This window comes from Variovorax sp. NFACC27, from assembly GCF_048301545.1.
GTDB classification, from domain to species: domain Bacteria; phylum Pseudomonadota; class Gammaproteobacteria; order Burkholderiales; family Burkholderiaceae_C; genus Variovorax; species Variovorax gossypii.
The window spans coordinates 1,353,381-1,378,682 of the sequence record NZ_CP157613.1 but is presented as its reverse complement, the minus strand read 5'-3'; the positions used below and the strand labels follow the sequence as shown (position 1 = coordinate 1,378,682).

General features: G+C 64.8%; 27 protein-coding genes. 9 read left to right on the top strand and 18 right to left on the bottom strand.

Features of this window, described 5'->3' with window-relative positions; all coding sequences use genetic code 11:
- Positions 1-23: 23 nt before the first annotated feature.
- From ABL840_RS06480 to ABL840_RS06425, 12 genes are all read right to left on the bottom strand, one after another.
- A complete protein-coding gene (locus tag ABL840_RS06480) occupies positions 24-1,238 on the bottom strand; it encodes a class I SAM-dependent rRNA methyltransferase (RefSeq protein ID WP_093299722.1) in 1,215 nt (404 codons plus the stop codon).
- Positions 1,239-1,251: 13 nt separating this feature from the next.
- Complete coding sequence (locus ABL840_RS06475) at positions 1,252-2,250, bottom strand: tyrosine recombinase XerC (protein ID WP_093299720.1); 999 nt, start codon at positions 2,248-2,250, stop codon at positions 1,252-1,254.
- The gene (locus tag ABL840_RS06470; protein ID WP_176947382.1) at positions 2,234-2,869 is read right to left on the bottom strand and encodes a YdcF family protein; all 636 of its coding nucleotides are present in this window, start codon (positions 2,867-2,869) and stop codon (positions 2,234-2,236) included. Before ABL840_RS06470 ends, ABL840_RS06475 begins: the two co-directional genes overlap by 17 nt.
- Positions 2,866-3,570, bottom strand: a complete 705-nt coding sequence (locus ABL840_RS06465; protein ID WP_093196977.1) for a DUF484 family protein — start codon at positions 3,568-3,570, stop codon at positions 2,866-2,868. The genes ABL840_RS06470 and ABL840_RS06465 overlap by 4 nt, the downstream gene beginning before the upstream one ends.
- The gene (gene dapF, locus ABL840_RS06460) at positions 3,567-4,442 is read right to left on the bottom strand and encodes a diaminopimelate epimerase (protein ID WP_093196980.1); all 876 of its coding nucleotides are present in this window, start codon (positions 4,440-4,442) and stop codon (positions 3,567-3,569) included. The genes ABL840_RS06465 and dapF overlap by 4 nt, the downstream gene beginning before the upstream one ends.
- Before the next feature lie 80 nt (positions 4,443-4,522).
- On the bottom strand, positions 4,523-4,837 hold the full coding sequence (locus ABL840_RS06455) for a GNAT family N-acetyltransferase (protein ID WP_093299717.1): 315 nt from the start codon (positions 4,835-4,837) through the stop codon (positions 4,523-4,525).
- 60 nt (positions 4,838-4,897) lie between these two features.
- Positions 4,898-5,719, bottom strand: coding sequence for an alpha/beta fold hydrolase (locus tag ABL840_RS06450; RefSeq protein WP_093299714.1), 822 nt, complete (start codon positions 5,717-5,719; stop codon positions 4,898-4,900).
- A gap of 83 nt (positions 5,720-5,802) precedes the next feature.
- Positions 5,803-7,404 carry an MFS transporter gene (locus ABL840_RS06445; protein WP_093299712.1) on the bottom strand — a complete coding sequence of 534 codons (1,602 nt, stop codon included), beginning with the start codon at positions 7,402-7,404 and terminating at the stop codon, positions 5,803-5,805.
- Positions 7,397-7,795 (bottom strand): DoxX family protein, encoded by a 399-nt coding sequence (locus ABL840_RS06440; protein WP_093197255.1) that lies wholly within the window; start codon positions 7,793-7,795, stop codon positions 7,397-7,399. Before ABL840_RS06440 ends, ABL840_RS06445 begins: the two co-directional genes overlap by 8 nt.
- 11 nt (positions 7,796-7,806) lie before the next feature.
- Positions 7,807-9,702, bottom strand: a complete 1,896-nt coding sequence (locus ABL840_RS06435) for an amidohydrolase (protein WP_418116349.1) — start codon at positions 9,700-9,702, stop codon at positions 7,807-7,809.
- 95 nt (positions 9,703-9,797) lie between these two features.
- Positions 9,798-10,091, bottom strand: a complete 294-nt coding sequence (locus tag ABL840_RS06430) for a DUF1427 family protein (RefSeq protein WP_093299935.1) — start codon at positions 10,089-10,091, stop codon at positions 9,798-9,800.
- Between the two features lie 26 nt (positions 10,092-10,117).
- A complete protein-coding gene (locus ABL840_RS06425) occupies positions 10,118-10,771 on the bottom strand; it encodes a hydrolase (RefSeq protein WP_093299706.1) in 654 nt (217 codons plus the stop codon).
- 178 nt (positions 10,772-10,949) lie between these two features.
- Between ABL840_RS06425 and ABL840_RS06420 the strand changes: the two genes are divergently transcribed.
- Positions 10,950-11,861 (top strand): LysR family transcriptional regulator, encoded by a 912-nt coding sequence (locus ABL840_RS06420; RefSeq protein ID WP_093299703.1) that lies wholly within the window; start codon positions 10,950-10,952, stop codon positions 11,859-11,861.
- A 25-nt stretch (positions 11,862-11,886) separates the two neighbouring features.
- Here ABL840_RS06420 and ABL840_RS06415 read toward each other — a convergent pair whose 3' ends face one another.
- Positions 11,887-12,228 carry a hypothetical protein gene (locus ABL840_RS06415; RefSeq protein ID WP_093196999.1) on the bottom strand — a complete coding sequence of 114 codons (342 nt, stop codon included), beginning with the start codon at positions 12,226-12,228 and terminating at the stop codon, positions 11,887-11,889.
- Positions 12,229-12,250: 22 nt separating this feature from the next.
- Positions 12,251-12,880 carry a 2-hydroxychromene-2-carboxylate isomerase gene (locus tag ABL840_RS06410; protein WP_093299700.1) on the bottom strand — a complete coding sequence of 210 codons (630 nt, stop codon included), beginning with the start codon at positions 12,878-12,880 and terminating at the stop codon, positions 12,251-12,253.
- An 85-nt stretch (positions 12,881-12,965) separates the two neighbouring features.
- On the opposite strand from ABL840_RS06410, the gene ABL840_RS06405 reads away from it, so the two are divergent.
- Positions 12,966-14,153: an MFS transporter gene (locus ABL840_RS06405; RefSeq protein WP_093299697.1), complete on the top strand. Its 1,188-nt coding sequence runs from the start codon at positions 12,966-12,968 to the stop codon at positions 14,151-14,153.
- A 12-nt stretch (positions 14,154-14,165) separates the two neighbouring features.
- Here ABL840_RS06405 and ABL840_RS06400 read toward each other — a convergent pair whose 3' ends face one another.
- Both ABL840_RS06400 and ABL840_RS06395 read right to left on the bottom strand, forming a co-directional pair.
- The gene (locus ABL840_RS06400; RefSeq protein ID WP_093197004.1) at positions 14,166-14,735 is read right to left on the bottom strand and encodes a DUF3455 domain-containing protein; all 570 of its coding nucleotides are present in this window, start codon (positions 14,733-14,735) and stop codon (positions 14,166-14,168) included.
- Positions 14,736-14,953: 218 nt separating this feature from the next.
- A complete protein-coding gene (locus tag ABL840_RS06395; RefSeq protein ID WP_418116222.1) occupies positions 14,954-16,597 on the bottom strand; it encodes an MFS transporter in 1,644 nt (547 codons plus the stop codon).
- Here ABL840_RS06395 and ABL840_RS06390 point away from each other — a divergent pair.
- From ABL840_RS06390 to ABL840_RS06375, 4 genes are all read left to right on the top strand, one after another.
- Complete coding sequence (locus ABL840_RS06390; protein ID WP_418116221.1) at positions 16,596-17,543, top strand: LysR substrate-binding domain-containing protein; 948 nt, start codon at positions 16,596-16,598, stop codon at positions 17,541-17,543. The genes ABL840_RS06395 and ABL840_RS06390 overlap by 2 nt on opposite strands.
- A gap of 184 nt (positions 17,544-17,727) precedes the next feature.
- Positions 17,728-18,753 carry a M35 family metallo-endopeptidase gene (locus ABL840_RS06385; RefSeq protein WP_093299692.1) on the top strand — a complete coding sequence of 342 codons (1,026 nt, stop codon included), beginning with the start codon at positions 17,728-17,730 and terminating at the stop codon, positions 18,751-18,753.
- Positions 18,750-19,220, top strand: coding sequence for a hypothetical protein (locus ABL840_RS06380; protein WP_093299689.1), 471 nt, complete (start codon positions 18,750-18,752; stop codon positions 19,218-19,220). The genes ABL840_RS06385 and ABL840_RS06380 overlap by 4 nt, the downstream gene beginning before the upstream one ends.
- Positions 19,221-19,336: 116 nt before the next feature.
- The gene (locus ABL840_RS06375; protein WP_093299686.1) at positions 19,337-19,645 is read left to right on the top strand and encodes a hypothetical protein; all 309 of its coding nucleotides are present in this window, start codon (positions 19,337-19,339) and stop codon (positions 19,643-19,645) included.
- Positions 19,646-19,755: 110 nt separating this feature from the next.
- Here ABL840_RS06375 and ABL840_RS06370 read toward each other — a convergent pair whose 3' ends face one another.
- Positions 19,756-20,868, bottom strand: a complete 1,113-nt coding sequence (locus tag ABL840_RS06370) for a serine hydrolase domain-containing protein (protein WP_093299683.1) — start codon at positions 20,866-20,868, stop codon at positions 19,756-19,758.
- 120 nt (positions 20,869-20,988) lie between these two features.
- On the bottom strand, positions 20,989-21,255 hold the full coding sequence (locus ABL840_RS06365; RefSeq protein WP_418116220.1) for a hypothetical protein: 267 nt from the start codon (positions 21,253-21,255) through the stop codon (positions 20,989-20,991).
- Between the two features lie 376 nt (positions 21,256-21,631).
- On the opposite strand from ABL840_RS06365, the gene ABL840_RS06360 reads away from it, so the two are divergent.
- The 3 genes from ABL840_RS06360 to ABL840_RS06350 all read left to right on the top strand — a co-directional run bounded on the left by ABL840_RS06360 (position 21,632) and on the right by ABL840_RS06350 (position 25,268).
- Complete coding sequence (locus ABL840_RS06360) at positions 21,632-22,813, top strand: hypothetical protein (RefSeq protein WP_418116219.1); 1,182 nt, start codon at positions 21,632-21,634, stop codon at positions 22,811-22,813.
- A complete protein-coding gene (locus ABL840_RS06355) occupies positions 22,792-23,928 on the top strand; it encodes a hypothetical protein (RefSeq protein ID WP_143123834.1) in 1,137 nt (378 codons plus the stop codon). Before ABL840_RS06360 ends, ABL840_RS06355 begins: the two co-directional genes overlap by 22 nt.
- Positions 23,929-24,065: 137 nt before the next feature.
- Positions 24,066-25,268 carry an MFS transporter gene (locus ABL840_RS06350; protein WP_093299678.1) on the top strand — a complete coding sequence of 401 codons (1,203 nt, stop codon included), beginning with the start codon at positions 24,066-24,068 and terminating at the stop codon, positions 25,266-25,268.
- Positions 25,269-25,302 lie beyond the last annotated feature (34 nt).

Here is a 25,302-nt window from a genome sequence, read left to right as displayed (position 1 = left end):
TGGCGGCAGGGTCAAGCCCCGCTTCAGGCGGGCTTCCTGACCACCACCAGGCCCTTCAGGTACTCGCCTTCCGGGAATTCGATGGTCATCGGATGGTCGGGCGCGGCGCCCAGCCGCTCGGCGATGTAGCCGTCCACGCCCGCGTCGAGCCCCGCCGAGGCCACGATCTTGTGGAACAGGTCGGCGCTGATGCCGCCCGAGCACGAGAAGGTCAGCAGCACGCCGCCCGGCTCCAGGATCTTCAGGGCCAGCCGGTTGATGTCCTTGTAGGCCCGCGATGCGCGCTCGGCATGCGCCACCGTGGGCGCGAACTTGGGCGGATCGAGCACGATGGCGTCGAAGGTGCGCCCCTGGTCTATGAACTCGCGCAGCACGGTGTTGACATTGGCGTCGAGGAACTCGGTCTCGATGCCCTGCCCCTCGAAGCCGTTGAGCGCCAGATGCCCCCGCGCCCGCTCCAGCGCCGGCAGCGAGGAATCGACCGACACCAGCTGCGCGCCCTGCAGCGCATCCGCCGCCTTCAGCCCCGCCAGCGCCGCGACGGTGAACCCGCCCGTGTAGCAGAAGCAGTTCAGCACGCGCCTGAAGCGCCGGTGCTGCGCCAGCTCGGCGAAGCGCTGGCGGCTGTCGCGCTGGTCGAGGTAGAAGCCGGTCTTGTGGCCGGTGGCGATGTCGAGCGAGAGCTTCCAACCGTGCTCGCGGATGACGATCTCGGTCGGCCCTTCCCCGCGCAGCCAGCCCGTGACAGGCTTCAGCCCCTCGCGCTCGCGGCCGCTGGCGTCGGAGCGCTCGTAGAGCTTCGAAAGGCCCGTGGCCTTGAGCAGCGCATCGGCCAGCACGCCCTTCCAGCGCTCCACGCCGGCCGAGAGGAACTGCGCGACCAGCGTGTCGCCGTAGCGGTCGACGATCAGTCCCGGCAGCCCGTCGGCCTCGCCATGCACCAGCCGCACCCCGTCGCTCTGCAGGTCGAACAGGCCGCGCGCAGCCACGGCACGAGCGCACAGCGATGCAAGGAAGGCCGCGTCGATACGCTGCGTCTCGACGAAGCTCCAGGCCCGCGCGCGGATCTTGGAAAGAGGACTGAAGGCGGCCCATGCGAGAAAAGTGCCGTCGTGCGACTCGACGCGCACCGTCTCGCCGGCATCGGCGCCGCCGCGCGCGATGGCGGATTCGAACACCCAGGGATGGCGGCGCTGCAGCGAGCGCTCCTTGCCGGGTTTGAGGCGAAGGGTTTTCATTTTTTGTGTTTGCTTACTTGTCTTTGTCTTCCCGGGCCTTGGCGCGCGGATGCGCCGCGTCGTAAACCTTGGCCAGGTGCTGGAAATCCAGCCGCGTATAGACCTGAGTGGTCGCGATGTTGGCGTGGCCCAGTAGCTCCTGTACCGCGCGCAGGTCGCTGCTCGACTGCAGCACGTGGCTCGCGAACGAATGGCGCAGCATGTGCGGATGCACCGGTGCCGCAAGGCCGGCCTTGAGGCTGCGCTCGCGCAGCAGCTTCCACACCGCCTGCGACGACATCCGCATGCCCTTGGCGCTGATGAAGAGCGCGCCGGCGGCCTGCGGGTCGCGCAGCCGGGCCGTGGCCAGCCCCGGGCAGTCGTCGCGCACCGCGAGCCAGTCGCGCAGCGCCTCGGCCGCCTTGCCACCCATCGGCACGATGCGGCGCTTGCTGCCCTTGCCGAGCACGCTGGCCTCCATCGCATCGAGATCGACCCAGCCGCGCGCCGTGTTGCTCGCCCGCACGTCGAGCCCCGTGAGCTCGCTCACGCGCAGGCCGCAGCCGTAGAGCACCTCGACGATCGCGCCGTCGCGCGCCTCGGTCCACGGGTCGGCCTCGGGGTCGTAGAGCTCGGCAAGCCGCACAGCGTCGTCCACGCCCAGCGCCTTGGGCAGCGGCCGGCCGGCCTTGGGTGCGTGCACGTCCTGCACCGGGTTGAAGCCGACCAGCCCTTCGTGCCCCAGCCAGCGGTAGAAGCTGCGCCAGCACGACAGCACCAGCGCGATGCCGCGCGGCTCGCGCCCGGCGCTGTGCAGTTGCGCCATCCAGCGGCGGACGTGGGCGGTCTGCACACGGTCCAGCGGCAGCTTCGCCTCGTCGGCATGCTCGCGCAGGGATTGCAGGTGGAAGGCGTAGAGCTCGACCGTGCGCGCCGCGAGCCGGCGCTCGACGCGCACGTACTCCAGGTATTTTTCGATCCAGTCCGGGGAAGTCGACGGAGCGGATGCAGCCGGGTCAGAAGAGATACCCATGCCCGGCATTGTTGATGATGGCCGCCGGCTCGCGCAATGCGCCCTTCGAGAACGGCCCGAGCGCCTGCCAGCAGGAGGTGGGCGCCGCCGCGTACTGCACGTCGAAGCTCTTGTCGAAGCCGCTCATCTTCACCAGCCGCTCGACGCGCCACAGGTGGAACGGCTCCGACACGATGACCACGCTGCGCACGCCGGCCGCCAGCAGCAGCGGACGCGACAACGACAGGTTCAGCCGGGTAGAGGTCGACGCAGGCTCCAGCACCATCGGCCCGGTGAATCCCGAGGCGATGGCGTGCTCCTGCATCGTGATGGCCTCGATGCGGCTGTCCTCCAGATCCACGCCACCCGAGAAAGCCAGCTGCCTGACCAGCCCGGCGCGTGCCAGCGCCAGGGCGGTATCGACCCGCCCTGTGAGGCACGGATGGGGCTTGCCGTCGAGGTAGGCACGGCTGCCGAGCACCAGCGCGGCGTCGGCCTGCCGTTGCGGCGGGTGCGCCAGCAGTTCTTCGGAATGACGCCAGATGAAGGCGCCGACGGCCGCGTACACCAGCGCCACGACCGCCAACCCACAGGCCAACGCGACCTGCCAGGGCCGCCGCAACCAGTGCGGACGTTTCAAGGACGCAGCCGCGAAAGCGCGCCCGAGGCCAGCTCGGCGATGCGCTCGAGAAAATCGGTGCCCATCTCGGCGTTGAAGCGCTGCGCGTCGGGCGAGGCCAGCACCAGCAGGCCGAAGGCCGGCGACTCGGCGTCGGGGCGCAGCGGAATCAGCGCGATCGACATCGCGGCCTGCGGCTCGGGCAGCCAGTTGGCGGCCTCGAAGCCCGAATTGAGCCCGCAGTAGGGCGAGGTCAGCGAGGTGGCCAGCGCCTTCACGTCGTCGCTCACCCACTGGGCGTAGGCCTCGTTGAGGTATTCGCTGCCGCAGTCCCACACCTTGATGGCCGTCTGCGGCACCAGGAAGAGCGACTGCAGGTCGACCGCGATGCGGTACGGCAGGCTGCGCGGCTCGCGGGTGGTGAGAAGGCCGCTGGTCCAGCGCTGCAGGCGGTCGGCGATCACGACGTTTTCGGTGCCGTGGCGCATCATGTCCATCAGGCGATGCTCCAGCGCCTTGATCTTCTCGCGCAGCATCTCGGCCTGGCGCTCCTGCAGGCTCACGGCACGGTTGCCGTGCGGGCTGGTGAGCTGCACCTGCGCCAGCAACTGGGCATGGCGCTCGAAGAAGTCGGGCGTGTTCGCCAGGTAGTTGGCGATGTCGTCTTCGGTGATCGGGTTCATGGCGTTGGCGTCGTTGTTGTTGCTCGTGAAGTTGGTCATGGCAGCTCCGGCACCTCGATGTCTCCCTCGAAGACCGTGACGGCCGGCCCGGTCATCAGCACCGGCTGGCCCTCCCCCTGCCACTCGATCGTCAGCACGCCGCCGTGCGTCTGCACGTCCACGCGGCGCTCCAGCAGCCCGAGGCGGATGCCCGCCACCACCGCCGCACAGGCGCCGGTGCCGCAGGCCAGCGTTTCGCCGGCGCCGCGCTCGAACACCCGCAGCCTGATGTTGGAACGGTCGACCACCTGCATGAATCCGGCATTCACCCGCTGCGGAAAGCGCGGGTGGTGCTCGATCTGCGGACCCTGCTCGGCCACCGGGGCGGTGTCGACGTTGTCGACCACCTGCACGGCGTGCGGGTTGCCCATCGAGAGCACAGCTACTGAAACGATAGCGCTGCCGGCGCGGGTGCCCAGGGCCAGGTGCCACTTGTGCCAGGCGCCTTCGGGCTGCGGGTCGAGCCCGGCGGGGTCGAAGGGCACGCGCGCGGGTTCGAAGACGGGGGCGCCCATATCGACCGTCACGCGGCCGTCGCCGCCCATGCGGGGTTCGATCACGCCGGAGAGCGTCTGCACGCGCACCTGCTTCTTCTCGGTCAGGTGGTGTTCGCTGACGAAGCGCATGAAGCAGCGCGCGCCGTTGCCGCACTGCTCCACCTCGCCGCCGTCGGAGTTGTGGATCACGTACTGGAAGTCGATGCCTTCGGCAGGCGAAGGGCGCACCGTGAGGATCTGGTCTGCGCCGACGCCGAAGTGGCGGTCGGCCAGAAAGCGGTATTGCGCGGCGCTGAGGCCCAGCGTGCCGCGCGTTTCGTCCAGCACGACGAAATCGTTGCCGGCTCCCTGCATCTTGGTAAAGCGGATTCGCATCCCGGGATTATCGCCACGGGCATCGCCCCTGGCGACCATGGGCCCAAGCCCTCCCCTGCGGCGCCGGGAAGCAGGCGGCCTCAGAGACCGAGCAGCGCGCGGCCTTCGTCGGACAGCAGGTCGTGCGTTTCGGGGTGCGCGCGCATGTAGGCGGCGAACACGGGGCACTGCGGAACGACGCGCAGGCCGCGCTCGCGAGCGGAGGCCAGGCCCGCGAGCACCAGTTGCCTGGCGACGCCCTGCCCTTGCAGCGCCTCGGGCACCAGGGTGTGGACGAAGGTGATGACGTCGCCCTCAAGGGTGTAGATCGCGACCGCGCGTTCGCCTTGCGATGCGAACTCGAAACGGTGCTTCGACGGATTGTCCTGAACGACGGGGGAAGGAGGCGTGGTCATGAAGATGGTCTCGAGTGGGGAAGGAGGCGTCCGCGCATGCGGCGCGGACGCCACGGACGATCAGCCCTGGATGAACGCCAGCAGGTCGGCGTTCACCTGGTCCTTGTGGGTGGTGCAGGTGGCGTGCGGCGCGCCTGCGTAGACCTTGAGCTGGCTGCCCTTGATCATCTCGGCCGCGAGCTTGCCGGTGGCCTCGAAGGGCACGACCTGGTCGTCGTCACCGTGGATCACGAGCGTGGGCACGTCGATCCTGGCCATGTCGGGGCGGAAGTCGGTTTCCGAGAACGCGGTCACGCAGTCGATGGTGGCCTTGATCGAGGCCTGCAGCGCAATCTGCAGGGTCTGCTTGAAGACACCCTGCGACACCTTGGCGCCGGGGCGGTTGGTGCCGTAGAAGAGCGTGCTGAAGTCGTCGAGGAACTGCGGACGATCGGCGGCCAGGCCGGCGCGGATGCTCGCGAACAGCGAGGCGTCGGGGCCCACCGGGTGGTCGGCCGTCTTCATGAACAGCGGCGTCACGGCGCTGATGAGCGCGAGCCTGGCCACGCGAGCGCTGCCCTTGCGCGCGATGTAGCGCGTCACGTCGCCGCCGCCCATCGAGAAGCCCGCGAGGATCACGTCCTTCAGGTCGAGCTTCTCGATCAGCTCGGCGATGTCGTCGGCGAAGGTGTCGTAGTCATAGCCCGTCCACGGCTGGCTCGAGCGGCCGAAGCCGCGCCGGTCGAATGCGATCACGCGGTAGCCGCGTTCCGCGAAGAACAGCATCTGGGCATCCCACATGTCGGCGCTGAGCGGCCAACCGTGGCTGAAGAGAATGGGCTGGCCCGAGCCCCAGTCCTTGTAGTAGAGCTCGGTGCCGTCGCGCAGTGTGAGAGTTGTCATGGTTTTCAGTGAAGTGAAGTGAAGGGGAAGAAGGGAGGAAAGAAAGCTTTTCCTTGAGGTCCGGCGGCACCCGCCGGAGAAAGTCAAAGCGCGAGAAAGTGATGCACCTCGGGCTTGTCCGGCCCGATGTGAAAGCGCAGCACGTCGCTCTGCAGGTCGGCATCGGCATGCGACACCCGGTGGTGCTGGCGCAGGTGCTCCGCCCATGATTCGACGAGGAACCACTCCATCACCCGCTCCGCATCGGCCGTGTGCTCGTGCACGCCCCAGGCGTAGGCGCCGTCGCGGCGGCGCTCCAGAGAGAGACGCTTCATCGCATCCAGGAATGCAGGGCGGTCCTCCTTGCGGATGCGGTACTCGACCTGGATCATCACCGGCCCGCGGTCGTGCGCCACCGGCTCGGCCAGCAGCGGCTCCGGCCAGTGGTTCGATGCCTGCAGGTCGGCCTCGCCGGCCGGCAGCCGCACGCGGTGGAAGACCAGGCCCGCCGCCACCAGCCCCACGGCGCCGGCCACCAGCGTCATCGGCACGCCGACCTGCTGCGCCACCAGGCCCCAGCCCAGGCTGCCGGCCGCCATCGCGCCGTTGAACACCGTCAGGTACACGGCCAGGCCGCGTCCGCGCACCCAGTTCGGCAGGATCGACTGGGCCACGCTGTTGAGCGTGGTCAGCGCCACGATCCAGCCCAGGCCCAGCACCAGCAGCAGCGCCACGGCCAGCCACTTGGGCGGCGCGAAGACCAGCGCACCCATCACCGCGGCGGTGAGGAGCGATGCCAGCAGCATCATCCCGTCGGCATCGAGCCGGGCACGCAGGCGCGGCATCACCAGTGCGCCGCCGATAGCGCCGGCACCCACCGCGCCGAGCAGTACGCCGTAGAAGCCGGCACTGCCGCCGAGCATCTGGCGCGCCACCAGCGGCAGCAGCGCCCACACCGAGCTGGCGAACAGGAAGAACACCGCCGCGCGCAGCAGCACCACGTGCAGCTCCTTGCTGGCGCGGGTGTAGCGCATGCCGGCACGGAAGGCGCCCAGGAAGTTCTCCGAAAGCGCGGTGTCTCCAGCCGGCGGACGCTTCCACCACAGCAGCGCCGCGATCACGAACACATAGCTCAGCACGTCGATGCCGTAGGTGGCCGCTGCGCCGAAGCTCGCGAGGATGAGCCCGCCCGCGGCCGGCCCGATGGAGCGCGCGATGTTGATGCCCAGCGAATTGAGCGCCACCGCGCCCTTCAGGTCGGAGCGCGGCACCAGCTCCGGCACGATCGACTGCCAGGTCGGCCCCATCAGCGCCGCGCCGATGCCGCCCACGAATGTCAGCGCGATCAGGTATTCCACCGTGAGCGCACCGGTGTGCGAGAGCACCAGCAGCGTGCCGCTCACGGCCGCCAGCACCAGCTGCACGAAGATCAGGAAGCGCCGCCGGTCGAGGATGTCCGACAGCACGCCCGCCGGAATGGCCAGCAGGAAGATCGGCAGCGTGGCCGCCGTCTGGATCAGCGCCACCGCCGTCGGGCTGGCCGACAGGTCGGTCACCAGCCACGAGCTGGCCACGTCGCGCATGAAGCTGCCGATGTTGCCGAGCACCGTGGCGGCCCAGAGCACCGCGAAGACCGGCTGGCGAAGAGGCGCGAAGGCTCCGGGTTGCGGAGCCGGCGCTGTTGCGCCGTGCGAGGTATCAGACATGTGCACGCTCCTTCAGGTCGAGCCAGGCGACGAGCAGGAAGCCGCCGACCAGCCCCAGGTGTTCGAAGAAGGAGTTTGCCGCCATGAAGCGCTCCTGCCCGACGGGCATCTGCCAGAAGCGCAGCGCCACGAAAGTCGCCATCAGCGTGAAGCCGGCCAGGGCCAGCGCGCCGAGCCAGCGCAGGCGACCGGTGAGGATCATCGCGGCGGCGCCAAGCTCCAGCACGATCACGGCGATCGCCATCGGGACGGCGGGCGAGAGGCCGAAGTGGTTCATCTCGGCAATGGCCGCCGGGAAGTCGAAGGCCTTCTGCAGGCCGCCCTGCAGGTAGGCCGCGCACAGCAGCAACAGGGCGATCCAGCGCAGCAGGGGTGTGGTTGTCCAGCGCATCGTCATCTTCCTCACACCGCCCAGCATGCGCAGCCGAGCGCGCCCCAGAAGCTCTTCAGGTCGCCGACGGGCAGCTTGCTGCTCCAGGCCGTGGCGTGGCTGTGGCCGTGCACGTTGCAGTTGTTGGCGCAGCCGCAGGACATGGCCGCATTGCGCATCACCTTCTGCAGCGGCGCTCCTTCCTTCTTGTCGGCCCAGCCGGCATAGCCGCCGAAGGTGCGCGCGGGCGACCAGTCGGGCATGGCCGGCGGCACCGAGCCTTCGTCGTGCGAGGCGAAGACGCCGGCGCCGTAGACCACCTTGCCGCCCACCATCGTCAGCAGCGCGGTCGTGTCGGCGATGTCCGATTCGGGGCAGGCGAAGAAATCGCGGTCGGGCACCACCAGGTCGGCGAGCTGGCCGGCCTGGATGCGGCCCTTCTTGCCCTCCTCGTTCGAGAACCAGGTGACGTTCTCGGTCCACATGCGCAGCGCCTGTTCGCGGTCGAGCAGGTTGCGCTGCGGCGTGATCTGCAGGCCGCCCACCGTCTTGCCCGTGACCAGCCACGACAGCGACACCCACGGGTTGTACGAGGCCACCCGCGTCGCGTCGGTGCCGGCCGAGACCTTCAGGCCGCGCTCCAGCATGCGCTTGACCGGCGGCGTGGCCTCGGCCGCGGCGGCGCCGTAGCGCTCCACGAAGTATTCACCCTGGTAGGCCATGCGGTGCTGCACGGCCACGCCGCCGCCCAGCGCGGCGATGCGGTCCATCGACTTCTCGGAAATGGTCTCGGCATGGTCGAAGAACCAGTTCAGGCCGGCCAGCGGCGTATCTTTGTTGACCTTCTCGAACACGTCGAGCGAACGGCTGATGGTCTCGTCGTAGGTGGCATGCATGCGCCAGGGCCAGCGGTTCTGCGCCAGGATGCGCACCACGCCTTCGAGGTCGCCTTCCATCTCGGGCGCCATCTCGGGGCGCGGCTGGCGGAAGTCCTCGAAGTCGGCGGCCGAGAACACCAGCATCTCGCCGGCGCCGTTGTGGCGGAAGTAGTCGTCACCCTGCTTGTACTTGGAGTTGGCGGTCCAGTTCAGGAAGTCTTCCTTTTCCTGCTTCGGCTTCTGCGTGAACAGGTTGTAGGCCAGGCGGATCGTGAGCTGGCCGTCGTCGGCGAGCTTCTGGATCACTTCGTAGTCGTCGGGGTAGTTCTGGTTGCCGCCGCCCGCGTCGATGGCGCCGGTCACGCCCAGGCGGTTGAGCTCGCGCATGAAGTGGCGCGTGGAATTGAGCTGGTAGTCGAAGGGCAGCTTCGGGCCCTTGGCCAGCGTGGCGTAGAGGATAGCCGCGTTGGGCTTGGCCAGCAGCAGGCCCGTGGGGTTGCCGGCGCTGTCGCGCACGATCTCACCGCCGGGAGGCGCGGGCGTGTCCTTGGTGTAGCCCACGGCGCGCATCGCGGCGCCGTTGAGCAGCGCGCGGTCGTACAGGTGCAGGATGAACACCGGCGTGTCTGGCGCCACCGCGTTCAGCTCCTCGATGGTCGGCAGGCGCTTTTCCACGAACTGGTGCTCGGTGAAGCCGCCCACCACGCGCACCCACTGCGGCGCCGGCGTGATCGCCACCTGCCGCTTGAGCATGCTCATGGCATCGGCCAGGCTGCGCACACCGTCCCAGCGCAGCTCCATGTTGAAGTTCAGGCCGCCGCGGATGATGTGCAGGTGGTTGTCGATCAGCCCCGGCAGCACGCGCTTGCCCTGCAGGTCGATCACGCGGGTGGCGCCGCCGGCCAGCGGCAGCACGTCCTCGGCGCGGCCGACACGGGTGAAGCGACTGTCCTTGATGGCCACGGCGTCGGCCACCGGGTTGGCGCGGTCCAGCGTGGTGAAGCGGCCGTTGTGCAGGATCAGGTCTGGGGTTGCGGTATTGGTGGTCATGGTGTCGGAGAAAGAGGCGACCGCGAGGCCGGGGGCTGCGAGGGTGGCGCCGAGCGCTCCGAGGAGGCGCCGGCGGCTGGGGTCTGCGGTCGGGTTCATGCGTCGCGCCTTCCGGAGGACGGGGCCTCGGCGGTGCTCGCCGCCGCGGGTTGGGCGCACTTCGGCAGTTCGCCGAACACATGCGGCTTGACCTGGTGGTGCAGCCACGAGGTGGCCACCGCGTCGGGCTTGATCACGCTCTTGATGAGCGGCGGGATCTGCTCGCCGAGCAGGATCCCGAGAAGCCCCACCAGGGCGATGACCGGCGGCGCCGGCGAGCGCACCTGGAAGAGTGCGTAGATCACGCCGACCAGGAGGCCAAGCGCGAGCGACAGGACATAGGGCTTCATGATCTCGTCGGCCTCGGTGTTGTCGATCAACCCTCGTGCGCGCCGAACATGGTCTTGGCGTAGGTCACGCCCAGGCCGTAGGCGCCGCCCACCTTCTTCGCGATGCCGGTGGTCAGCTCGTAGGTCTCGCCGCGGGCCCAGTCGCGCTGCAGCTCGAGCAGGTATTGCAGCGAGGTCATCGGCTGCGCGCCGGCCTGCACCATGCGTTCCATCGCGCGGTTGTGCGCCTCAGTCGACACGTCGCCGCAGGCATCGGCGATCACGTACACCTCGAAGCCCTGGTCGAGCGCCGACAGCGCCGGGCCGACGATGCACACGCTGGTCCACAGGCCCGACAGCACGATGCGCGGCTTGCCGATCTGGTTCACGCGCTCGATCACGGCGGCGTCTTCCCAGGTGTTCATCGAGGTGCGGTCCAGCATCTTCTGGCCCGGGAAGGCGTCGGTGATCTCGCTGAACATCGGGCCCGAGAAGCTCTTCTCGGCCACCGTCGTGAGGATGGTCGACACGCCGAAACCGGCCGCCGCCTGCGCCACCAGCGCGGCGTTGTTGCGCAGGTTCACGGCGTCGATGGAGTGCGTGGCGAAGGCCATCTGCGACTGGAAGTCGATCATCACCAGCGTGTGGTCGGTGGGGGTGAGCAGCTTGGCGCCGGCGGTGGGGGTGGCTTTGATGGACATGTGAAAAACTCCTATGGGTTGGTTGAATGTTCGATCTGATTCACAATCGCTTCCGGAGAGAAATCTCCTTGGCATGGAACGAATCATCGTGGGCCCAGAGGCCGTCATCGACGAAACTTTTCATATTCAACGTTCGAATTTTTCGAACATAGATTTTCCACCCTCCACGGGCCATCGCATGCTCAAGCTCAGCCTGGAAGCCATCGAGATCGTCGATGCCATCGCGCGCCACGGCTCCTTCGCCGCAGCCGCCTCGCATCTGAACAAGGTGCCCTCCACCATCTCCTATGCCGTGGGCAAGCTGGAGGAGCAGCTCGGCATGCTGATCTTCGAGCGCAACGGTCCGCGCGTGAGCCTCACCGCCGCCGGGGAAGAAATGCTCAAGGAAGGCCGCTGGCTACTCGGTGCCGCGAGCGACCTCGAATCGCGCATGCGCCAGATCGCCACCGGCTACGAGTCGGAAATCCGCCTGGTGCACGACTCGCTCATTCCCACGCAGGCCCTCATCGGCGACATCCGCGCTTTTGAAGACCTGCGCTGCGGCACGCGGCTGCGCATCGGCTGCGAGGCGCTCACCGGCAGCTGGGAGGCTTTGCGCGAGGGCCGCGCCGACATCGTCATCGCCGCCGGCGACGGCCCGGCCGGCGGCGGCTACCAGGCCGTGACCGTGGGCAGCCTCGACTTCGCCTTCTGCGTGGCGCCCACGCACCCGCTCACGCGCCTGGGCCGGCCGCTGCAGCGCGGCGACCTGCTGGAGTGCAACGCCATCGTGGTGGGCGACAGCGCACGCACGCTCTCGGAACGCACCGTCGGCCTGCTGGCCGGCCAGCCGCGCATCACCGTGCCGTCGATGCCCGCGAAGATCGCCTGCCAGGTGGCCGGACTGGGCCACGGCTTCCTGCCGCGCGCCTGCATCGTCGACGAGCTCAGGCGCGGCACGCTGGTCGAGCTGCCCACCGAGGAACCGCGCGCTCCCGAAGCCTTCTGGCTGGCCTGGAAGACCGGCGCGCAGGGGCAGGCGCTGCGCTGGTGGCGCGAGCGGATGAACCGCACGCTGATACCGGCGTTGCTGCCGCGGTCGGCCTTCTGAGTCGATGCGGCGACGCCTTCTGGACCTATCCGGATGCTCTCGGATAGTCGGACACGAAACCGCCAGCCGTCGGATATCTCGTAAAGAACCACATGGAAGTCTCGTCATCCAGACGGATGCAGAACAGCTTCTCGTCGAGATCGATCAACCTCAGCCCGTAGGCGTAGATCTGCTCTTCGACATCGTCGAGCAGCGAAAGCACGCCGTCGTCGACGAGGCCGTTGTACTCATCGATGAGCGCGACCAGCTCTTGCGGAAACCGGTTCTCGAGAACCCGGGCGGAGAAACAGTACGGGATGTCTTCGTCGGCCCTGTAGTCGATGACGGCAAAGACCTCTCCGTGCTTCGACACGATACGGTCGATCATCGACTCGGCCTTTGCAGGGCGCTCAGCCCGCCGCGCGCAACTTGTCCAGCGCCCGGTCGAGAAACGCGAGCCGGTCCTGTCCCCAGAAGCGCTCACCATTCAGGATGAAGGTCGGCGCGCCGAACACGCCCGCCTCCACCGCCTCCGCGCTGTTCGCGCGGTACACCGCCAGCACCTCGGCCGACTGCTCCATCGCCTGCAGCGAGGCGCCGTCGTAGCCGTTCTCGTCGGCCACGGCGATGCGCACCTCGGCCTTCGAGGTGTCGCGCTCCTCGGCCCACAGCGCGCGAAGCAGCGCGTGCGACAGCGGTTGCGCGTCGAGGCCCTGCAGCTGGGCGGCGATCACCATCCAGCCCGGGTACTTGTTCCAGTTCGGATCGGTGGGCGCGCCCTTCGGGTAGTGCGCGGGCTCGAGGTTCATGGGCATGCCGAGGTAGTCGCTCCAGCGCGCGAGCTCGAGCGCGTGGTACGTGCGGCGCGGCTCGGGGCGCGTCTTCAGCGGAATGCCGCCGGTCTGCGGCACCACGGCCTGGAAGTCGTAGGGCTTGAGCGTGAGCCGCACGTGGTGGCGGCGCACGATGTCTTGAAGTTGGGGGCCGCCGAGGTAGGCCCAGGGGGAGGAGAGGCTGTAGTAGCAGTCGAGCGCGATCATGTTTCGATTATCTTCAGCGCATGCCCGCCCTCGCCGCGCCTTCCACCCTTCTCCCCTCGGGGTCTGCGCGGGACATGACGGCGCGATGAAGTTCCCGGCCTTTCTTTTCTCGCTGTTCCTCTCCCGGCTCGCCGACCAGATCCTGCTGTTCCTGGTGCCGCTGGTGGTGTTCCAGGTGACGCAGGACGTGGCGTGGTCCGGCTACGCCTTCGCTGCCGAGACGCTGCCGCGCTTTCTGTCTTTTCCCGTCTGCGGCGCGCTGTGCGACCGGGTGTCGCCGCTGAAGCTGCTGCGCGGCAGCCAGATTCTTCGCGCGCTGGTCTGCGTGCTCGGCGTGCTGGCCAACGAGGCGATGGGCGGCATCGGCTGGCTGGTCGGCCTCTCGGCGGTGTGCGGCGTGCTCACCACCCAGGGCGTGATGGCCCGCGAAGTGATGCTGCCGCAGATCGCCACGCAGCACGGCTTCGACAAGGTGCTGGCCTATGCGCAGACCGCCGAACAGACCGGCACCGTGCTCGGCCCGCTGGTGGCCGCGGCCCTGTTCGCGCTGTGGCCGTGGCAGGCGGTGGTCGGCGCGGCCGCCGGTTTCTTCCTGCTGGCCGACGTCGCCACTTCGTACTGGCGCAGTGGCAACCCCGTGCAGCTGCAACCGCCGCAGGGCGCGCCGGGCCACTTCCTGCAGCCCATCATCACGGCCCTCGGCCACGTGCTGCGCCTGCCGGGACTGCTGCGCCTGACCATGCTCACCTCCGGCGTCAACCTGATGCTCGGCACCACGCTGGCATCCGCCGCCGCGATGGTCACCGGCCTGCACCAGCGCTCGGCCACTTATTACGCCGGACTGCAGACGCTCGGGGCCGTCGCCACCATCGCGATCCTGCTGGCGATCATTCGCGGGTCGATCCCGCTCAAGCGCATGGGCGTCACCGCCTACGCGCTGATACTGGCCGGCGGCCTGCTCACCGCCGCGAGCACCAGCCACTGGGGCTATGCGGCCGGCTTCCTGCTGGTGATCGGCTTCGACAAGATGTTCAGCATCTACATCCGCATCCACCGCCAGCGGATCATTCCGGCGCAGGACTACGGCAAGACCACCGGCGTGATCGTGCTGCTGAACAACCTGACGCAACCGCTGGCCGGGCTGATCGTCGGCGCGTTCGCGGATGCGACGCAGACGCGTGGGGTGATCTTTGCGGTGTGCTTGCTGGTGGGGGCGATCGGTGCTGTTTCAGCCGTGGTCGCCCGCAGGAAAACCGGCGCCACGCAGGCCTGACCACCTTTCCACTCAGGACGCCTTCCAGAAGATGTAGTCGGCCTGGTACTGCACGACCTGTTTCTGGCCCTTGGTGGCCGGCGTGCACGGCACGTTCGCCGGCGCCACGCCGCCTTGCAATGCCACACGCTGGATGTAGGTCACGCCCGTCATCGCACCGGTGCCCACGGCCGGGTTCGCCTTGACGAGCTGGAACGGCAGGCTGGTCGGCCCCGAAGGCGCCACCGCCAGCTGCGTGGCCGTGAGCTTCGAGCCATCGTTCGACTCCCAGGTGGCCGGCGGACCGTAATACTTTCCGACCTGCTTGCCGCCGCGGTCCCACAGCTTGGCGTCGGGGCCGACGAACACCCATTCGGTCTGGCCGGGCGCATTGGCCTTGTCGCGGCACTCGTAGGTGATGTCGCCCTTGCCCACGGTTTCCATGGCGACCTTGTTGCCGGCCGGCACCTGGATCGTCGGCGGCAGGCTCGACTGGTTGAACGCGGGGGCCATGGAGCCTGAAGACATCGAGCCGCATGCGGTGACGAGCACGGCAGCGGCCGGAACGACGCCGAGCGCGGCGATGAGACGGGTGGTGTGCATGAGGGTTCTCCTGGTTGTAGATGGGTAGACGGACGGCAGCAGCTCCTCGCTGCTGGGGCGTTTACGCACTGGAGACGGGGTTGGATGTGGCGGGGGTGATTTCACCTTTGAGCCATAGGGACAAGCCGCAGATCGAACGTGCGCCGCGCCGCGAGACACGAACCCGGCAACGACGGCCCGCCGCATGAGCCCCCCCGTCGCGCCAAGGCAAAGACTCGCTACCGCTTGCCGAAGCCCGTCCTGAGCCCTTGCGCCAACAACGTCAGCACAGCGAACCCAAGAATCACCCACACCCCCGCATAAAGCATCCCCAACTCCGTCCCAGGCCCAATCGCCGCAGTCAACACCGCCAACCCGCAAGCCCCACCCACCTGCAGCGAACTGTTCAGCAGCCCGGCCGCCAGCCCCTGCTCATCGTCGGCCACGCCGTTCGTCCCCGCCACCATCAGCGCCGAGATGCTCAGCGCGAACCCCAGGCCCCACAGCACCGAGGCCGGCAGCAGCACGCCCCACAAGTCAGGCTCGGTCCCGATGCGCAGCATCAGCAGGTAGCACGGCACGAATGCCAGCAGGCCGACCATCAGCACGCGCGTCACGCCGAAGCGGCTGATGAGCGCGCCGATCTTCGGGCCGATCACCACCACCATCAGCCCCGCCGGCAGCAGCACCAGCGCCATCTGCCACGGCTTCCAGCCCTGGATGTTCTGCAGGTACAGCGCGATCAGAAACTGGAAGCCCATCGCGCCGCCGTACAGCAGCGCGGCGCTGATGTTGGCGGCCACCAGTCCGCGGTTGCGGAAGATGCCCAGCCGCACCAGCGGCTCTTTCACCGTGCGTTCGATGACGACGAAGGCCGCCAGCAGCGCCGCGGCCACCACGAAGCCGATGACGGTGCGCGGCGACGACCAGCCCGCCTCTTCCACCGACACCACGGTGAACACCATCAGCAGCATGCCCGCCACCAGCGTGACGGCGCCGCCGATGTCGAGGCGCTGCCGCTGCGCTCCTTTCGCGCGCGGCGCATCGGGCGGCAGGTAGCGCAGCGCGGCCAGCAACAGCAGCATCGCGACCGGAATCGGCAGCACGAAGATGTAGCGCCAGTTGAGCGCCGCCAGCAGCCCGCCGATGAGCAGGCCCGACGAGTACCCCGATGCCTCGAACAGATTGAAGATGCCGAAGGCCTTGTTGCGCGCCGGCCCTTCGGCAAAGGTGGTGGTCAGCAGCGACATCGCGGCCGGCCCGGTGAAGCCCGCCGCCATGCCTTTGACGAAACGCGAGACGATCAGCAGCCCCGCGTCGGTGGCGAAGGCGCCACCCACCGACACCAGCGCGAACACCGCCAGCCCCGTCACCAGTACGCGCCTGCGGCCGAACAGGTCGGCGCAGCGCCCGCCCAGCAGCAGGAAGCCGCCGAAGGCCAGGATGTACGCGCTGACCAGCCACTGCGCCGTGGCCGCGCCGATGCCGAAGGCATGCTGGATCTCGGGGATTGCCACCGCGATCATCGAGATGTCGAGCCCATCGAGCAGAATCACGCCGCTGAAGATGAGCAGCGCGATCCACATGCGCGCGGGCCAATGCAGGGGGTCCTTGTTTCTCTCCGTCGCGGCGACACCGACAACATCAACAACAACAGCAGCGCCCTCATCGTCAGGGCGCGCGTCGCGCGGGTTCAGGCTGGCAGACATCCGATTGCTCCAATCAATCCATGGTTTCTTGATTGGCCCGATCGTCCCGCGCCCGCCCCGCGATGAGAAACGAGTAGTTCTCAACGAACCGTCAAACGGAGCTTGAAGATCGATGGCATCCACGCCGATGACGAACAACAGCAGCACTACCAATAACAACAGCAGCAACCGCATGCTCCCCGGCACCCGCGCCCTGCGCACCTTCGAGGCGGCCGCGCGGCACCTGAACTTCACGCGCGCGGCCGACGAGGTGGGGCTGACGCCCGCGGCCGTGAGCTACCAGATCAAGGAAATCGAAGACCAGCTCGGCGTGGTGCTCTTCACGCGCACCAGCCGCAGCATCCAGCTCACGCCCGCCGGCGCCGTGATGTTCGAGGCCACCGCCGACGCGCTCGACAGCCTGCACCGCGCCGCCGGCCGCGCGCGCAAGCTCACGCGCAGCGCGGCGCACCTGCGCGTGTCGCTGAGCGCGCGCTTTGCCACCAACTGGCTGCTGCCGAGGCTGCCGAAGTTCAGGGCCGCCAACCCGGGGCTGGAGCTGAGCTTCGACATCACCGACGAGCTGCGCGACTTCGAGGCCGACGACATCGACATTGCCATCCGCTTCGGCACCGGCAGCTATGAAGGCGCACGCGCCGACCGGCTGTTCGACACCCTCATCGTGCCCGTGTGCAGCCCCAGGCTCATCGAGACCGGACCGCCGCTGAACGAGCCGCGCGACCTGCTGCGCCACAACCTCACGCTCTGCCATGTCGACTGGAAGACCGACACCATGACCTGGCCCGACTGGCGCATGTGGATGGCCGCGGCCGGCGTGGACGGCAACGACATCGACGACAGCCGTTTCGTGGGCTTTACCGATTCGAGCTTCGTGGTGCAGGCCGTGCTCGAAAGCAGCGCCGTGGGGCTGGCCGACCTGGACATGATCGCGGGCGACCTGGCGCAGGGGCGGCTGGTGCGGCTGTTCGACATCGGCGTGCGCATGGCGCAGCCGTATGCGTACTACCTGGTGTGTCCGCAGGGGAGCAGCGAGGACGCGCGGGTCGTGGCGTTTCGGGAGTGGCTGCTGGGGGAGATGAAAGATCGTGGCGAGGGCCAGCCAGACGGGGCGGCCGCCTGACGATCCTGGCCAGCTCGAACACCACCTGCTCGAAGGGAAGATTTGAACCGCGTCAGCACGCGGTGCATCTTCGAATTCAAAAACTCCAGCCAGCGTGAAAAATATGTAGCCGGTTGACGTTAGTCCACAGTGTCAACACGCGCATCCTTCTACAACTCCCCGACTCAACAAGGGAGGTTTCAGGATGATGCGCAGAGTTGTCTTGGTCGGTGATCTACCGGCCGCTGGTGGGAGGGTGCTGCCCTACGAAGGCCCGATGGTCGATTTCTTCGGGCATCGGCCCGCGCTGATCGGTGGCAGGGCGTACTGCGAAGGATGCAACAGCGTCGGCATCATCGCGAAGGCAGGAGGGCCGCGGCGGCCGCAGTTCATATCGGAGATAGCGCTGGAGGGGGACGTGGTGGTGTGCCACTGCCCAGTGCCGCAGCCGCTGCTTTCCGGGTTGCGGCAGTCGGCGGAATATGACGATGAGGCATGGCGTGCGAGTGGAACCATGCCAACCATGGCTCCTACGGAGGACACCACCTCTGGTTTGGAAATGGCAGCCTTCAAGAAAATTGTCGATGAGGGTGTCACGCATCCGCCGGAGGCCGAACAGACCGAAAACATCTGTCCGAACATGACAAACAAGGAGTTCGCGGCCCTGATGATGAGGCTGCGCGATACGGCGATCGACTACATCACAAAGAAACGACTACCCGAACTCGAACGCTGGGACAAAAGAGCACAAGCTCATGTGAAGACATGGTTTGGCGTCGCGGATCACGAAACGCGTGAATATCTGCGCAAAGGCTTGGCTGGATGCGTTCGCACGCTGAAAGGCCTGGAACCCAAGAATTTTGTCCGTTTCACCGAGAGCGGAAGGCTTGCAACCTGCGTCATGGGGAGTTCCGCAGGAACCGTCGCAGCAGTATGCAAACCGGACACTGCCACTCATACCATCGCAATTGCCCTGCCCTTTTGCACCTTCGAGTGGGACAACAAGACCCACTTCGAAACAGGTGAAGTCATGAACGGTGATTCGAAGCTGCTGACGCTGATCCATGAGATCACTCACTTCGATGACACATTCAGCTCCAACGACGAGTGGTACGGAACAATGATCTCGAAACTGAACGCCATGAACGCAAGGAATCGAGCCAAGGCAAGGGTGAACGCAGACAGCATCGCCGCATACATCCTGGGCATTGATCAAGACACAGCAGCATGAAATATCTCCACGCCATCATCCTTCTCGCCTTGGGGCTTGCGCCTGCATGGACCACGGCCTGCTCTTTCGCCGGGCTCCAGCGCGATGTGCGGTTCCCATCGACAAGCACGCACCTCGGGTCGGAACAGATCATTTCTCTGACAAACTGGTTCATCGAGCAGAAGGACACAAGCAGAGCGACACACGGCATATACCGCGCCGACATCTTTGCTTTTGCAGTCAAGGGCGATGCCGATTCTTCGGAAAAGGCACATCGCCGACTTGCGGAAGTCGCCGGACTTCTGAGGACGCTCAGCAACGGGTCTCCTTTCGAAGTGGAAACCCATGTCGATGAACTAGAGAGCCCACCGACGAAACGACCCGAGCGCCTGGACAGTCTGCAAGCCACAGTTCAACCAACGTGCGCCAAGACACTTTCATGCTGCAAGTGGATTGAAGGCCCCACCGCGTCGCCCAAGCAGCAGTGAGCGTTGCGCGTTTGAAGCTGCCCAGGCTGCATGCCCTCAACCTCGACGCCTCCATATCAAGCTCTGAGCCGAGAAACACCAGTGCCGGAGCATTTCTTCAAGAGAGGCGCAATTCGATGATGAAGGTCTGGGGACGTCTTCTACTCAGCGTGCTGGCATGGTTCCTCGCGATGCCGGCCATGTTCGTGCCTGTGGGGGCGCTGGACCAGCGCAAGTTCCAGCCACTCTTCGAGAACATCGTTCCGATCACCGCCACGATCCTTTTTGTATGGGCGGCCTGGATCTATTGGCGCCTCGTTCCGAGCGCCCCTCGAATCTGGCAACGAATCGGCTATCTGGCCGCTTTTCTGCTGGGGATGTATCTGCTTGGAGCAGGCGCACTGTGGGTGACCTTCTGGGTCATGCTGGCGATCCACGGCGCTTAGCGGCCACAGCCGCCGGTGCCGCACTGGGGAACGACTTCGAAGGGCCCGTGCACATCCAAGCTTCACCGTGATTCGAAACGCCCGGCGCCTCAGCCCTCACTCAGCCTCACTCAGCGACAAGGAGCATCCGCAATCATGCGGACCGCGCGCAGAAAGTCCTTCGGCGCGACCCAGCTCACATTCCAGTTGCCCGCCACCGGCACCTCGCGCTTGTGCGCAACCACCATCTGCCGTTTCGGAATCACGAGGATGTACTGGCCATGGACGCCCCAGGCCATGTAGGCGCCGCTCAGCGGCGAGTCTGGAGGCTCTTCCAGCAGCCACCACAGGTAGCCATACCCGAAGCCCCGGCGAGCCGTGTGCGGCGGGTGCATGTCCGTAGAGGGCGTTCGCTGCTGTGTCATCTGCCTGACCCAGTCGGCCGGAATCAGTTGCTGCCCGCGCCAGTTGCCCTCTTTCAGCATCAGGTAGCCCAGCCGCGCCATGTCGCGCGTGGACAGGTAGAAGGGGTAGGCCAGGTGCTGCGACAGCCTGGCATTTCCGCTTCGCTTGTGGCGGGCCAGGTCGAAGTCTTCGAGTGCAAGAGGCGTCGCGAGGTCGTCCGCGAACGCCCGGTAGATGCTGCGTCCGGTCAACTGCTCGAACACCGTGCCGGCCGCGTTGAAGTCCCAGTTGTTGTAGAGGAAGTAGCTTCCGGGCTTCTGTGACCCGCGTGCCGGTGCGGCGGACGCATCGTCGCCACCGTTGGCTGCTGCGTGATAGACACCGGAACGCGCCGAAAGCAGGTCGCGCACGCGCGCCTGGCGCTCGATCGGCAGCAGGCCGCCGATATCGTCGATGCCCAGGTCGGCAAGAGAGCGGTCGAGATCGATCGTGCCGTTCGCCACGTACTTGCCGTACATCATCGACAACACGCTCTTGCGCGCGGAGAACACGATGCTGACCGTCTGCACGGGGCCGTAGCTGAACAGCACGCGGCCGTCCTGCACAGCCATGAGGGCGGTGGAGTCCAGCGTATGCAGGTAGCCACGCGCCGCATCGAGGTCGCGCCGACACGCATCGCTCAGGGACGATGCGGGAATGGCCTGCCACGAAGCGGCCGGATAGGTGGCCGCATCCGCGGCAGCGGGCGGCCTCTCGAGCGTCGAGGTGCATGCGCCCGCCACCATCAAGGCGGTGCAAGCGCAGCAGAGCGCCAATGCGCGCATCAAGGTTCGTTGCATGACCGGGGGTTATCGGGGTGGCCCGCCATCATGCGTCATGGTCTTGCGGCTGAGGTCAATCTGTCTCGAAGGCAGCGTGGTGGGGCTGACTCGTCGATTGACCGCCTCTTCGCCGCTACCTCACGCGAGGCCCGGCTTGCGCACTTGCAGCGCTTCGCGCACCGCGCCTGCCGCGAGGTTGATGGCGTCGATGCGCGCCGTCAGTGCGTCGTTGAGCACACCGAGCAAGGCGCTCAGTTCGGTGCGGCTGGGGGTGAGCTCCTCGCTGTCGTTCAGGGCGCTGGTGTCGACAAGCTTCCTGAGCGCGGCGTAGGCGCGCATCACGTCGTTGAGGTTTTCGGCGTCGTCGCAGGCTTGCAGGGCGAGGTCGTCGAGGTCAAGTGACACCGATTTGGGAGGGGTGGAAGGAATGCGAGGTTGCGCGCGGGTGCGAGCGGATTCAGCCATGAAATGATCTCCAAGATTCGCAGGGGCTTCATCAGGCTTCCAAACCCGGCCGCACCACCTAGCACGACGCGCAGCAGTATATCGGCGCGGCGTTGGCAACAATGCGCCACGCTGTTGGAGCATTGAACCATGATGTACCAAAGGCATAAGAGGACACTGGCGCCGACGCGAGTTGACTCGTCAGTCCTTCGTTTTCATTTTTTTCTCGAAGCGCACCAAGTGGCGGCTACAGTTGACAAACTGTTGACCACGCAACCGTCGAGATGGCCGTTTGACAAGATAGCAATGCTCAATATTTTCAAATAGAAAGCAATTCATGGACACGATTTTTTTAGAAGACACACGTGTAAATTGCCTCTCCGGCCTAGGACATCTGGATGTCAAGGATTATTTATCCCTTGTCAATGATGTCTACAAAGAAAACGGAGGGATCGCGGGGCAACGGGCGCCATTAAAAACAAAAACTGGCATCAACATCAGAAAACGCATGATTGATGACATCAAGAGAGGTGCCATTCTCCCTCCTATCGTAATAGGTGCCGTAGTACCAGCAGCAATATTCGATCAAGCGCTCGCGTGCGCCTCCAATGAGGATTTTTCCAATCTAATAAAATCAATCGACAGGTCAGCACTATCGATTATTGATGGAATGCAAAGAACAACCGCATTAGACGCGGCAGTAGGCGAAGCTGAGTCCGGGAAATTCAACAAAACCATTCGAATTGACTTTTGGCTCGCCAAGAGCATTGATAGCCTTGTTTATCGCATGCTCGTTCTTAATACCGGCCAAGTCCCATGGGATATAAAGCGGCAACTTGAAACCATATACAAGCAAATCCTTGTAGTCATCGGAGAAGCGATCCCCAATATCGACGTATTCAATATCGATGAAAAGGAACGGCGAAGCGGTGCGGGTCAATATCGGGCAACACGAATCGTCGAACTCTTTCTTGCATTTACCTCAAGAAAGCCGCACATCGAGATTAAAGAGAAAGTTGCAGAGGATTTCGCTCGCATGGAAGCCACTGAAGCAACCTCAAATGAACAGGCTCTTCCAGCGTTCATTGAAACGATGAAGCTACTTGCCGCGCTAGACGAGGGTTTCGCTTCAACAGCGACTCCTCATGAATATATTGATGAGAGCACTCGATTCAAAGAAGGTCGAGATATCTTCACCAGTGCGCCTGCAAGCATTGCTTTCTCTGCTGCTGCGGCTCAGTATCTCCTTGGCAAACCGGGCTATCCGTTTGAATTCTCCGAGCTTACCGAAAAATTAGAAGCATTGCGCAAAAGCGTGCTAACCATAACAAGCAAAATAGCCGAAGCATCTTCGAAGGCAGATTTCATTGATTACCTAACCCTCAATCAAAAAATATCTGCCCGATCTGGACGAATTGGCGAATATGAACGCGAATTTTTCTTCAGAGCTTTTGAACACATGTTTGCTCATGCTGAAGATCTTCAGACGCTAACTCCTTGCTGGTCAGCGTACAAATGACGAAAAATCTGAGGGAGCTTTCCAATGCGTTACTTGGGAAATTTCTAGATCCGACAGGAAAACCTGTGTCTGGGAAATTGAGCAGCCCGAGCAACCTACAAGAAGAAATCGAATCTCTCAAACAACTTGTCCCTGGAAATATTTGGCGATCACCCAGCAATGCACGAGTTTTTGAATTTATGCATGAGGACAGTTATTGCCAAGCACTGACCCTCTCACTTTCCGATGAAGATCTAACCGATCTCAAAGAGCAAAGTGAAAACACCATTCAACCCATAGAAATTCCAGGATCCATATATCTTTTTTTAGCCAATCAACTGAATCTACAGGTAAAAAACAACGACCCTCAGCTTGTAGACGAATATATCGCTGCCCCTGCAGAAGAGGATGGCGTTGATTTAGACGTTATCAAACCATTGCTGGAAGATATAACGGTACTGCGATTAACCGATTCTTCAATTTTCAAGAACCCAACTCCCGGCAGATATGTTGCAAACTATATTTGCACATTTGACCCAAAATCCAAAGGAAGCAACAAGCTCACATCTCGTTCTCTAGAAATTATCCGTGAGATTTTTCTACAGGAAAAGGATCGCCTTATTGAAGAGAACTTATTTGAAGCGATGGCAACCCCGCTGCTGAGGCATGCATTCCTAGAGATCTATCGCATACTGGAGTTTGTCTTTACTCTTCCTCGCGCGACGTCTTTGCTAGAACAATTAAGACTTGCCGGAGGGAAGATTGAAATAAAAATTCTCGACTTCGCGCGCCATTGCCATAAACAACTGGGGTGGAACCGCATCGAGCGTGATTCGATTAAGAAATTATTTCGAGAGTATTCGTCCGTAAATTATTCGGCGTTTCTCACCCTCTCCGTAGGCTGCTCTCCATTTTCAACAATCACCATTGCCCCTCAAACCTCATCAGAGGAAGAGCGTGTGGTATATGTTGAAAAAATAGCAGACAGGGTCTACCAATTACGCAATCAAGTTGCACATCAATTCTGGCCTGATGAGATGGTTTCGTGCACCGATGCGGATTGGCAGGAGTTAATTGAATTCACTCTTGGCTGCATTAGCTATTTCTATAACCAGCACCTAAGTAAAAGCATTTGACTTATTTTTAGTGCGTCTGAAAAATAAGCAGGAAATAAGAATATTTGATTTTTCCGCAACTATCTTCTGCCAAATCTCCTATTAATCTGCAAAGATAACCACGAGACACTCCTCCTCATCTAAGAAGGAGTGCCCTCATGCCCATCGCCCTACTGGCGCTAACCCTCAGCGCCTTCGCCATCGGAACGACAGAGTTCGTCATCGTTGGCCTCATCCCCACAGTCGCTGCCGACCTCCACATCGGCCTCCCCTCCGCCGGCCTGCTGGTCAGCCTCTATGCACTGGGCGTCGCCATCGGCGCGCCGGTGCTCACCGCGCTCACGGGCAAGCTGCCGCGCAAGGCGCTGCTGCTCGGGCTGATGGCGCTGTTCACGCTCGGCAATCTGCTGGCGTGGCGGGCGCCGAGCTATGAATCGCTGATTGCCGCCCGCGTGCTCACGGGGCTGGCGCACGGGGTGTTCTTCTCCATCGGCTCGACGATCGCCACCGGCCTGGTGCCGAAGGAAAAGGCGGCGAGCGCCATCGCGATCATGTTCACGGGCCTCACGGTGGCGCTGGTCACGGGCGTGCCGCTGGGCACGTTCATCGGGCAGCACTTCGGCTGGCGCGAGACTTTCCTGGCCGTATCTGCGCTGGGCGTTATCGCCTTCATCGGCAGCTGTGTATTCGTGCCCGGCAACATCCGCCACACGCCGCCGGCCTCGCTGGCGCAGCAGGCCAAGGTGCTGGCCGAGCCGCGCCTGCTGCTGGTGTATGCGAAGACGGCCATCGGCTATGGCGGCTCGTTCATTCCGTTCACGTTCCTCGCGCCGATCCTCACCGAAGTGTCGGGCTTCAGCGCTGGCGCCGTGGGCTGGGTGATGCTGGTTTACGGCGTGTCGGTGGCGGTGGGCAACATCTGGGGCGGCAAGCTGGCCGACCGCAAGGGCCCGATTCCGGCGCTGAAGATCATCTTCGCGCTGCTGTCCGCGGTGCTGCTGCTTTTCAACTTCGCGGCGCCGCACAAGTGGCTGGCCCTGCTCGCGGTGCTGATGTGGGGCGCGGTGGCTTTCGGCAACGTGCCGGGGCTGCAGGTGTACGTGGTGAAGCAGGCCGAGCGCTTCACGCCGCAGGCGGTGGACGTGGCCTCGGGCCTGAACATCGCGGCCTTCAACCTGGGCATTGCCGGCGCGGCGTGGGCCGGCGGGCTGATCGTGACGCACCTGGGGCTGATGCACACGCCGTGGATTGGCGCACTCGTTGTGCTGGTGTCGCTGGCCCTCACGCAATGGAGCGGAACGCTCGACCGCCGTGCCGGCATTCCGGTGCGGGCTTCGGGGCCGGTGCCGGTCGGGCACTGAACGTCCCGCTCCTCTTTTCTCTTTCTTCTTCTCT